This is a genomic window from Actinophytocola sp. (assembly GCF_036002505.1).
GTDB lineage: Bacteria > Actinomycetota > Actinomycetes > Mycobacteriales > Pseudonocardiaceae > DASYTH01.
Genome location: NZ_DASYTH010000070.1, coordinates 1 through 9,198 on the forward strand (window position 1 = coordinate 1; position 9,198 = coordinate 9,198).

The 9,198-nt window shown below is 69.4% G+C and carries 14 protein-coding genes and 1 pseudogene; 7 read left to right on the top strand and 8 right to left on the bottom strand.

The window, feature by feature from the left end; translation table 11 throughout:
• Both VGR06_RS05250 and VGR06_RS05255 read right to left on the bottom strand, forming a co-directional pair.
• The coding region (locus VGR06_RS05250) for a hypothetical protein (RefSeq protein ID WP_327557809.1) at positions 1–213 on the bottom strand (213 nt) is incomplete at its 3' end.
• 138 nt (positions 214–351) lie between these two features.
• The gene (locus VGR06_RS05255) at positions 352–618 is read right to left on the bottom strand and encodes a hypothetical protein (protein WP_327557810.1); all 267 of its coding nucleotides are present in this window, start codon (positions 616–618) and stop codon (positions 352–354) included.
• A gap of 249 nt (positions 619–867) precedes the next feature.
• On the opposite strand from VGR06_RS05255, the gene VGR06_RS05260 reads away from it, so the two are divergent.
• Positions 868–1,182, top strand: coding sequence for an RNA polymerase sigma factor (locus tag VGR06_RS05260; protein ID WP_327557811.1), 315 nt, complete (start codon positions 868–870; stop codon positions 1,180–1,182).
• Here the strand turns inward: VGR06_RS05260 and VGR06_RS05265 are convergent.
• Positions 1,110–2,201 carry a tetratricopeptide repeat protein gene (locus VGR06_RS05265; protein WP_327557812.1) on the bottom strand — a complete coding sequence of 364 codons (1,092 nt, stop codon included), beginning with the start codon at positions 2,199–2,201 and terminating at the stop codon, positions 1,110–1,112. The genes VGR06_RS05260 and VGR06_RS05265 overlap by 73 nt on opposite strands.
• A 45-nt stretch (positions 2,202–2,246) precedes the next feature.
• On the opposite strand from VGR06_RS05265, the gene VGR06_RS05270 reads away from it, so the two are divergent.
• The 3 genes and pseudogenes from VGR06_RS05270 to VGR06_RS05280 form a co-directional block, all read left to right on the top strand.
• Positions 2,247–2,708 carry a hypothetical protein gene (locus tag VGR06_RS05270; protein ID WP_327557813.1) on the top strand — a complete coding sequence of 154 codons (462 nt, stop codon included), beginning with the start codon at positions 2,247–2,249 and terminating at the stop codon, positions 2,706–2,708.
• A 105-nt stretch (positions 2,709–2,813) separates the two neighbouring features.
• On the top strand, positions 2,814–3,236 hold the full coding sequence (locus VGR06_RS05275) for a VOC family protein (RefSeq protein ID WP_414637153.1): 423 nt from the start codon (positions 2,814–2,816) through the stop codon (positions 3,234–3,236).
• 323 nt (positions 3,237–3,559) lie between these two features.
• A pseudogene (locus VGR06_RS05280) lies at positions 3,560–4,168 on the top strand (IS256 family transposase); the annotation flags it as partial.
• Between the two features lie 187 nt (positions 4,169–4,355).
• Here VGR06_RS05280 and VGR06_RS05285 read toward each other — a convergent pair.
• The gene (locus VGR06_RS05285; RefSeq protein ID WP_327557815.1) at positions 4,356–4,868 is read right to left on the bottom strand and encodes a MarR family winged helix-turn-helix transcriptional regulator; all 513 of its coding nucleotides are present in this window, start codon (positions 4,866–4,868) and stop codon (positions 4,356–4,358) included.
• 70 nt (positions 4,869–4,938) lie between these two features.
• Between VGR06_RS05285 and VGR06_RS05290 the strand changes: the two genes are divergently transcribed.
• Positions 4,939–5,325: a hypothetical protein gene (locus tag VGR06_RS05290; RefSeq protein WP_327557816.1), complete on the top strand. Its 387-nt coding sequence runs from the start codon at positions 4,939–4,941 to the stop codon at positions 5,323–5,325.
• Between the two features lie 244 nt (positions 5,326–5,569).
• Here VGR06_RS05290 and msrB read toward each other — a convergent pair whose 3' ends face one another.
• From msrB to hisS, 3 genes are read right to left on the bottom strand one after another with little or no spacing between them, the layout of a single operon-like run.
• On the bottom strand, positions 5,570–6,034 hold the full coding sequence (gene msrB / locus VGR06_RS05295; RefSeq protein WP_327557817.1) for a peptide-methionine (R)-S-oxide reductase MsrB: 465 nt from the start codon (positions 6,032–6,034) through the stop codon (positions 5,570–5,572).
• Between the two features lie 21 nt (positions 6,035–6,055).
• Entirely contained in the window at positions 6,056–6,385 is a 330-nt protein-coding gene (locus VGR06_RS05300) for a hypothetical protein (protein ID WP_327557818.1), read from the bottom strand.
• A 21-nt stretch (positions 6,386–6,406) separates the two neighbouring features.
• The gene (hisS, locus tag VGR06_RS05305) at positions 6,407–7,666 is read right to left on the bottom strand and encodes a histidine--tRNA ligase (protein WP_327557822.1); all 1,260 of its coding nucleotides are present in this window, start codon (positions 7,664–7,666) and stop codon (positions 6,407–6,409) included.
• Positions 7,667–7,828: 162 nt separating this feature from the next.
• On the opposite strand from hisS, the gene VGR06_RS05310 reads away from it, so the two are divergent.
• Positions 7,829–8,026: a hypothetical protein gene (locus tag VGR06_RS05310; RefSeq protein ID WP_327557819.1), complete on the top strand. Its 198-nt coding sequence runs from the start codon at positions 7,829–7,831 to the stop codon at positions 8,024–8,026.
• A 12-nt stretch (positions 8,027–8,038) separates the two neighbouring features.
• Here VGR06_RS05310 and VGR06_RS05315 read toward each other — a convergent pair whose 3' ends face one another.
• Positions 8,039–8,242, bottom strand: a complete 204-nt coding sequence (locus VGR06_RS05315) for a hypothetical protein (RefSeq protein WP_327557820.1) — start codon at positions 8,240–8,242, stop codon at positions 8,039–8,041.
• A gap of 78 nt (positions 8,243–8,320) precedes the next feature.
• Here VGR06_RS05315 and VGR06_RS05320 point away from each other — a divergent pair, with 78 nt between their 5' ends.
• On the top strand, positions 8,321–9,073 hold the full coding sequence (locus VGR06_RS05320; RefSeq protein ID WP_327557821.1) for a DUF6319 family protein: 753 nt from the start codon (positions 8,321–8,323) through the stop codon (positions 9,071–9,073).
• Positions 9,074–9,198: the final 125 nt, after the last annotated feature.

The window sequence follows — 9,198 nt, forward strand, 5'->3', positions numbered from 1 at the left end:
GATCCCGCCGCTGAGGTGATCCATGGCCACGTCGTGCGGGCCGGCGCCGGCCGGCAACTCGAAGGTCTCCAGCCGAGGCTGGGTGTCCAGAGTGGACGAAGTGGTCGTGGCCGAGGTGATCAGCGCTGGAGGGCGCGACCCGGCATCGCCGGTCGAGCATCCGGCGGCGAGCAGCGCCGCCGCGATGGTCACGTGGATCGTCCGCCGTGCCATGTGGCCACTATTCCCGACCGGCGGCAAAATCCGCATCAAGCCGACGCGCCGGCCAGCAAGCCGCTCGGGCACCTGCGCTGCGTGTAGGTCGCCATCGGCGCCCTGCCGCCGGACAAACGGGGAGCTGTTTGCCCTGGGTCACCGGGACCCGACTGGCTCCTGGGACCGAAGATCCCTGTCGATTCCTGCCGGCGGGCTGGGGAAGCCGACCGTGATGGCGAGCCCGCTGGTGGGTGGTGAGTGGGCGTCGAGATGGCTGTCGTGCGCGTCGACCACCGCGCCGGTGATCGCGCGCAGGTCAAGCGGTTCCCGGCGGTCCAGACCGCGCTCGGTGCGGGCGAGCGTGAGCAACGCTTCGATGAGCCGCTCCTGCTGCTCGTGGGAGACCACCGGGTAGTCGGGCACTCCGGCAGCGGACTCGCCCAGGCGAACAACCCCGACGGCTCCGCCGGCTGGATCACCAACTTCGACGTGTTCCCACCGCGGGCTGGCTCGTCGTGGTCCTCAGCAACTACTACGACACCAGCATCCAACCCATCGTCAACCTGGCGCGCGAGATCATCACCGGGCGGTGCTGAGGGAAGGAACGTCACGTTCATTCCCTGAAACCGGCGCCTCATGTCACATGTGGGCCGTCTGTGGTGCTCTACCGGTGTGGACGTCGCAGGGCATGGTGGGAGCGCTTCGGCTGCCGCGCTGCCGGGTGCTGTGTCCGCCGGCGGGCACGGCGCGGTGGCCGGGCGGGTTGAGCGGAAGGGCGGCGTGGGCGTGTCGAGTTCTGCCGGACGGGGGGCTGTCCGGGCCGACCTCGAGCAGGTCTTCCGTGCCACCTATCCGCGGGTCGTCGCGGTCGCCGCCCGGGTGCTCGGTTCCCGGGACGAGGCCGAGGACGTGGCTCAGGAGGTGTTCCTGGGGTTCGGGCGTTCCTCGGTGCCGGGCGGGGAGGCGGTCGCGATGTGCCAGTGGTGACGGGCCGCGGCGGGGTCGCCGAGCGCGTGCTCGGCTTGGGCGATGGCCCAGTGCTGTTCGGCTTCGTTGTAGTGGTCCCGAAGGTCGCGGAAGGTTTCCAGGCTTCGGTGGTGGTAGCGGATGGCCTGGGCCGGTCGTCCGGAGCGCTGGAGGGCCCAGCCGTGGTTGGCCAGGGCGATGGCCTCGCCAAGGCGGTTCCCGATCTCGTGATGAATTGTCGCGGAGCGGATCAGGTACGCGGTGGCCGTGTCGAACTCGCCGGTGGTCTGGTAGGTCAGGCCGAGGGAGTTCAGCACCGATGCTTCGCCGGGTCGGTCGTTGGACCCGGTGCTGATCGTGAGGGCTTGCCGCAGATAGTCGATGGCCTTGTCGTGGTCGCCCTGCAGGCGGCTGCTGTTGCCGAGGTCGACCAGGCAGCCGCGGCGGCCCTGGGAATCGTCCAGTTCGGTCCAGATCGCCAGGGCGCGGTGGCTGTGGGTGATCGCGTCCGCGGTGTGCCCGACCTGGGCGCACAGGGTGCCGAGGTCTTCCAGCAGCTGGGCTTCGGCGCGGCGGTCGCCATTGCGGTGGGCGAGGCGGGCGCCGAACTGGTTGAGCGCGATCCGGTCGGCGGAGTGCCCGCGGTTGGCCAGTGGGCGGGAGAGCGCGGCGACGAGTTGGGTGGCGAGGGCGGGGCTCGCACCGGGCGCGTCGGCGGCCAGGTACACGGTGCTGACCAGGTTGTCGTACTCGCTTTCCGCCCAGGCCACGGCTTCGGCCGGGGTGCGCCACGGCGCGGGCGTGGCCGGCACGCGGCGGGTCTCCGTCGGGTGGATCAGGAGCGTGGCGTGGCGCGCCCGGTCGAGGTCGTGGCGGAGCAGGCGTTCGATCGCGGCGTGGCGTTCGGGTTCGCTGCCGTGGTGCTGGTTCAGGTAGCGGCGGACGAGGTCGTGCATTCCGTAACGGGCCGCGGTGGTCAGGTGCAGCAGGTGCTCGTCGACCAGGTCGTCCAGGATGGCCTGGGTTTCCGGCTCGGTCATCGCGGCCAGTGCGGCGGCGGACGGGGCGGCGTAGTTCTGCCCGGGATGGATCGCGAGCAGCCGGAGCAGTCGCTGGTGACCGTCACCCTACGTGGGTGGGGTCGGCTCGCTTGGTCGGGTCTGCTGGACGGCGTGGTGCAGTGCGGTGATGAAGGCGGTGGTCGCGGGCGGATCCGGCGGGTCGCCGTAGGTGGCCAGGTAGACGTGCCGCCGGTCGCGCCGACGATCGACACCGAGGCGCACCCACCGAAGATCCTGCTCATCCGAGGCCAGGCGGAGCTGGATGTCGTCGACGGCATCCCGGACGAGTACTTCCAGTGGAACCGCACTTACCAGATGACGCCCGAGCAACGGGCCGAGTGGGAGGACGGCGTGAAGTCGCTCTACGACGGCATGGTCCGGGTCGTGGTGGAGCCGACCTGGGCCAAGCTGATCGACTTCGAGACAACCCTGCCCACCGCCATCGAGGAGCTCATGCAGCAACAGAAACAACGCCAGCGCGCCTGAACACGCACCCGCGCCGCCGAACCCGGCGGCCAGCCTGATTAGGAGATCACCATGGACGACACCGACCAGCGAGGCCCCCACCCTCGGCGCGGGACAATCCAGCGGATGGACAACATCGCCATCGTCGTCGACGACCTCGCGGCCGCTACGGCGTTCTTCGTCGCACTCGGACTGGAGCTGGAAGGCGAGGCGACAGTCGAGGGCAGCGCGGTGGATCGCCTCGTTGGGCTCGAGGGAGTCCGATCGGACATCGCGATGATGCGCACCCCAGACGGCCACGGACGGCTCGAGCTGACCAAATACCACACGCCGTCGAGCCGAGACGGTGACCCCCGCGCTCCGGCGAACACACTGGGCACACATCGCATCATGTTCGCCGTCGAAGACATCGACGACATCCTCGACCGCTTGCGGCCACACGGAGCCGAACTCCTCGGCGAGCTGGTGCGGTACGAGAACAGCTACCGGCTCTGCTACCTCCGCGGCCCCGCAGGCATCATCGTCGCGCTGGCCGAGCAGACCAAGTGACCGGTCGGTGAACGGCCCAGCGCCGGAACGGAGCCATCTCCAGCATCAGGGCGACCCTTCAGCATTCCTGACACCACCCACTGCGGGCTCACCAACACATTCAAATGGGTCAGACCGAGAGCATCGTCTCGCAGGGGACTGTAATCTCAACGGTGTAACTGTCCAAAGTGGAGTGTGCATCGATGAGTGACGAGAGCAGGACCCAGACCGTGACGGCTGAGCAGCTCGCCGGCGTGGCGGTCGACGAGCGGGTGGTCCGGGAGTTGGCCGAGTGGGCTCGGGCCGAGGGGTTGCAGATGACCGGGGAAGGCGAGCACGGCGACGGGGAGGGCGCCAAATATTGGCTGCGGATCTTGTCCGAGATCAAAAACCGCGGCGTGGCCGATGTGTGCATCGTCGTCTGCGACGGCCTGAAGGGCCTGCCCGACGCGGTGACCGCGGTGTGGGACAAGACCATCGTGCAGTCCTGCGTCGTGCATCTCCTCAGGAACTCGTTTCGGTATGCCAGCCGGGCCGACTGGGCGGCCATCGCCAAGGACCTCAAGCCGGTCTACACCGCACCGTCGGAGCAGGCCGCCCTGGACCGGTTCGCCGAGTTCTGCGAGAAGTGGGAGCAGCGGTATCCGGCCATCGTGCGGTTGTGGACCAACGCGTGGGCGGAGTTTGTTCCGTTTCTGCAGTTCGACACCGAGATCCGTCGGGTCATCTGCACCACCAACGCCATCGAGTCGATCAACGCCCGGATCCGCCGCGCCGTCAACGCCCGCGGCCACTTCCCCACCGAGCAAGCCGCACTCAAGTGCATCTACCTCGCACTGATGAGCCTCGACCCCACCGGCACCGGGCGCAAACGCTGGTCGAGCCGCTGGAAGAAGGCATTGAACGCCTTCGAGATCACCTTCGACGGACGCCTGTCCGCCGGACGCAAATAACCAGTAACCGAGATCAACTAGTTACACCGAAAAGTTGACAGACCCTCTCGCAGCGAACATCCGCTTCTGCCGCAGGGCGCGCGTTTGTCGGCAGTGTCGGCTGGATCGCCACCGTGGTTGGAGAGGTGGCGGTCCAGCCGGGTTCGGGTCGTCGAGAGGCGGCGGCTGGCGTTTCGAGGTGATGTCGTCAGGTGGTGGGTGGGCGCCTTTGGTCGATGTCGGCGGGTTCTTCGGTTGCTGGGGCTTGGTTGGCTGTGTCGGTGACGGCGGTTTCGTAGGCGAGCAGGGTGTCGATGAAGGTTCGTCGTTGTGCGGGTGTCAGCGGCGTGAGGGCTCGGCGCCATGCGTGCGCACCGGGTGAGAGCCATTCGGAGATGGCCGGGCGGCTGTCGGGGCTGATGTCGATGATGCGCCGGCGCCGGTCGGCCTCGTCCTCGCGTCGTTCTAGGACCCCTTTGCGGCTCAGGTCACTGACGATCAGGCTCACGGTGGTCGGGGCGAGGTCCAGTTTCTCGGCCAATTGGGAGATGGTCAGCGGGCCGTCGAGCAGGAGCAGGGATAGCAGCGAGAGATGTCTGGGGGCCAGGTCGAACGACCGCAGCTGTTCGGGCACCGGCAGCCGCTTGACCCGGCCGACCAGCCGGGGCATCAGCAGTAACAGCTCCCGGACGGCGTCGTCCGTGGCGTCGGGCGTTGACATGCACCAACCTCACCTACTACGTTTGCTAACAAAGGTTATTTGACTTCAAACGTAATCCCGGGGGGAAATCATGCCGCATCTGACCGTGCACGTCCTTGAGGACGACCTGGTTGGTCGAGAGACCGAGTTGATCGAGGCGCTGACCGACGCGGTCGTCGGGGTGTACGGGGACTGGGCGCGGGACATCGCAGTCGTGCACCTGATCGGTCTGCCGGCGAGCCGATGGGGCATCGGCGGCAGGCCGGCGCAAGCGCCGTCGCCGAGTGTGCTGTTCGGTATCAAGGAGGCCGCGTTCAGCCGACCGGACGCGGAGGACATCGTAGCTCGGCTGGTGTCGGGAGTGACCGACGCGATTGTTGCCGTGTTCGGTGAACCCGTCCGTTCCGGCGTGAGTGTCGAACTGGTGGGTTCACCTGCCGGTCGTACCGGCATCGGCGGTGTTGTGGTCACGTCGTAGGCCAGCCACGAGCCGTGAGAACAGCGTGAGGCCAACGACCGTACGAACGCGCGCTCATACCGCGAAGCGGGCATTGGGTTGATCTTGGTTGGCGTCCGCTCGCCGCAGAGGGTGCGGGATGCGCTGACGTTGTTCGTTGCCGGGTGGTCGCCTGCCCGCTGCAGCGGCCTTCGCGGGCGGCAGCTTGTGTCAGATCTCAGTTGGGGTCAGCTTATGCGAGGCCCGCGCCGGCCGAGCTTGGACTCTACGTTGGGGTCGCTGCGTCGCTCGTGTCGTCTGTGTCGGCGTCGGGTTTCGGGATCAGCTTCAGGGAGATGGAGTTGATGCAGTAGCGCTGGTCGGTGGGGGTGGGGTAGCCCTCGCCTTCGAAGACGTGGCCTAGGTGGCTGTGGCAGTTGGCGCAGAGGACTTCGGTGCGGAGCATGCCGTGGGTGCGGTCTTCGCGGAGGATGACGCGGTCGGCGGCGAGGGGGGAGAAGAAGCTGGGCCAGCCGCAGTGGGAGTCGAACTTGGTGTCGGAGCGGAAGAGTTCGGTGCCGCAGGCGCGGCACTGGTAGCTGCCGGTGGTTTTGGTGTCGGTGTACTCGCCGGTCCACGGTGCCTCGGTGCCGGCTTCGCGCAGGACCCGGTACTCCTCGGGGGTCAGCTGGGCGTGCCACTCGGAGTCGGACTTGACGACGCGGGGTTCGAGGCCGGCTACCGGTTTCATGGTTTCCACGGTAGTACGAGTTCAGCCGAACAGGACGGTCAACAGGTACATGATCGCGTCCCAGGCGGCCACCGCGACGCCGAGCAGGATCGCCAGCGCGAGGATCATGGCCATCAGCCGGTAGTGCCCGCCGAGCCGGTTCGCGCCGTCGGCGAAGTCGCTCATGCCGCCGAGGTAGCCCTCCACGGTGTAGGCCGGCCGCACCCGGTGGACCCGCTCGAGGTGCTCGGCGAACGCCTGCGCCTCCGGGTCGTCCGGGTCCAGGCCGAGCAGCTCGTCCTCGAACTGGCCGGACGGCGGCTCGCGGCGCGGACCCTCGTCGTGCGGGTCAGAGGTTCCGGTAGCCGCCATGGGTCCACGGTAGTGCCGCGGTCAGCTTCCGCCCAGTTGTCGTTCCTCACCGGCGCCGTCGGCTCTCAGGTGCACGAGCGAGCCGAAGCCCCACTCCTCGAGGCGGCCCAGTTGCGCGCCGAACTTGCCGCGCCGCCGGACCGGGGAGACGCTGCGGCCGTCCGCGCGCAGCCGCCGTGCCACGCGGAGCGCCTCGGCGGCCGGCACCTCCGGCTCGTACAGCACCGCGACCGCCGTGCGCTCGGCCGGCGCGCCGAGCAGGTCCACGATCCGCTCGAACCCGATCGAGAACCCGCAAGCCGGCACGTCGGTGCCGAGGAACCGGCCGATCAGCTTGTCGTAGCGCCCGCCGCCGGCCACCGAGCCGGACGACGCCGGGTGCACGATCTCGAAGATCTGCCCGGTGTAGTAACCCATGCCGCGCACCAGGGTCGGGTCGAACTCCCACTTCAGGTCGCGCTCGCGGGCCAGCTCACCGAGTGCCCCGGCGGATTCCTGAAGATCGGCGAGCACGTCCTCGCTGAGGTCGGGCAGCGCCTTCGCGAGCGCGCCGGCCAGGTCGCCCTCGCCGAGCCCGTGCAGGCCGGTGATGGTGCCGGCGAGCTGCTCGATCTGCCCGCCGGTCAGCCCCCGGGTGGACAGCTCCGCGCGCACGCCCTCCCAGCCGATCTTGTCCAGCTTGTCCAGGGTGATGAACAGCCCGTCCCAGGCCGGTTCGGGCAGCCCGGCCCGGGCGGCGAGCGCGGACAGGAACCGCCGGTCGGACACCCGGACCGTGGTGCCGGAGAGCCCGGTCGCGGCCAGCGCCTCGGTGGTCGCCTCGATCAGCTCGATCTCGGCGAGCACGCCCGGCTCGCCCAGCATGTCGATGTCGCACTGGTAGAACTGCCGGTACCGGCCCTTCTGCGGGCGCTCCGCCCGCCACACCGGCCCGACCTGGAAGGAACGGAACGGGTCCGGCAGCGCGGCCCGGTTGTGGCCGTAGAACCGGGAGAGCGGCACGGTCAGGTCGTAGCGCAGCCCGAGGTCGACCAGCTCGGCCACCGGCGTGCCCTCCGGGAGGATCTCCGGCAGGCCGCGGCGGAGCACCCGGTAGATCAGCTTCTCGTTCTCGCCGCCCTGGCTGCCGGCCAGCCGCTCGGTGTTCTCCAGCGCCGGCGTCTCGATCCGCTGGTACCCGTAGCGGCGGTAGACCTCGGTGATCGTCGCCAGCACGTGGTCGCGCACGGCGACGGCGGCCGGCAACAGGTCACGCGTGCCCCGCGCGGGGGTCAGGTCCATCTTCACCGGGATACGGTACCCGGCGCGGTTTCCGCTCCGCGCGGGCGTTTCCGGCGGTCCGGGGCGCGGGGGTGAGGTAGAGAGTCGCTCACGAGCGGTTGATTTCCGGCAACACGAGGTGAACCATCGGGTGCGAAAGATCGGTCGAGAGGAGGGGTCCCCGTGTCGCAGCCGTACGTCGTGCGGTACGTGGGCGGCCCGCTCGACGGCCGGGTCGACAGGCTGGACGAGGCGCACAAGGAGCCGCTGGACACGGTCACCCACGTGCATCTCAACGACGGCCCGAAGATCGTGCATCACTACGACCTGCAGTACGCGGTCGAGTACGGCTGCGAGTACCGGGTGCGGACGCAGCACTGACGTTGTTGCCGGCTAAACGGTTTCGCCGGCCCTTGTGATGATCGTGCAGAGCGGGCAGCGCGGTCCGTCCTGAACCTCCCCGGCCAGGTCGGGCGGTGCCGCGTGGGCGCAGGACGCGCGGTAGTGCTGGTGCAGCAGCGGTGCTTCCGGAATGACCGGGAAGGCGTGCAGCACCCCGTCGTAACAACTACGCCACCACAGGTATCGCGCGCTCATGGGCGAACCCCTTGGTCTTGTCAGGGCACCAGGGCAAACTACGCCTCGCACCCGTTGATCGGCACGGAGGATCCCGGCATGGCGCAGCTGATCTCGTTGTCGGACGAGGACCTCGCGCAGTTGCGCACCGAACTGGCCGCCGGCCGCCCGCCGATGGTGTGGTTCACCTCCGCCGCGGTCGGCGTCCCGGCCGGCGGCTCCGCCAAGATCGTCGCCTTCGCCGACACCGCCGAGGGCGATTTCATCCAGGTCCGCCCCACCGGCTCCAAGGACGTCCTGTCGTTCTCCCCGTCCGAGCTCACCCGCACCCGCCCACCCCGCAGGAAAGCGGCCAGCAAACCCACCCGCGCCGGCAGGCCGTCGCCCCGCACCCAGACCGCGCCGGTCGCGCCCCGTGCCGCCGACCCACCGACCCGAGCCGCCGATCCCGAGCCGCCTGCCGCTCCGGCGCAGCCGCCCGAGGTGCGCCCCACCGTCGCCAAGCCCGCTCGCCCGGCCCGTTCCGCGGCAACCCCCGCCGCATCCGAGGTGCGTCCGGCCGCACCCGTTCGCCGCGGCCGCCCGGTGGCCCCCGCCGAGGTGATCGTCACCCTGACCTCCAGCGAGTCCGGCGACTGGACCGTCGAGGTCGTCGTCGGCAAGAAGCGCACCGTCCGCCCGGTCCCGGTCGCCCCCGCCGACGTGGCCAAGGCCGCTCGCGCCCTGCCCACGCAGGTGGCCGACGCCGTGGACCGCGCCTTGGAGTCCGCCCGCCGGCAGCAGCAGGACCGCGTCGCCCGACTGGAAGCCGAACTCGCCCAGGCCCAGCGCGCCCTGAAGGACCTCGGCTAGAGCGCAATGTGACATTGCTGCGCTAGAAGGAAAGCAACGTCACATTGCTTCCCCAGGCCCGTCACGGCGGGCAGGCGGTGCCGTCGGTGGGGACCGCCGCGTCGGTGAGGAACGCGCGGGCGGCG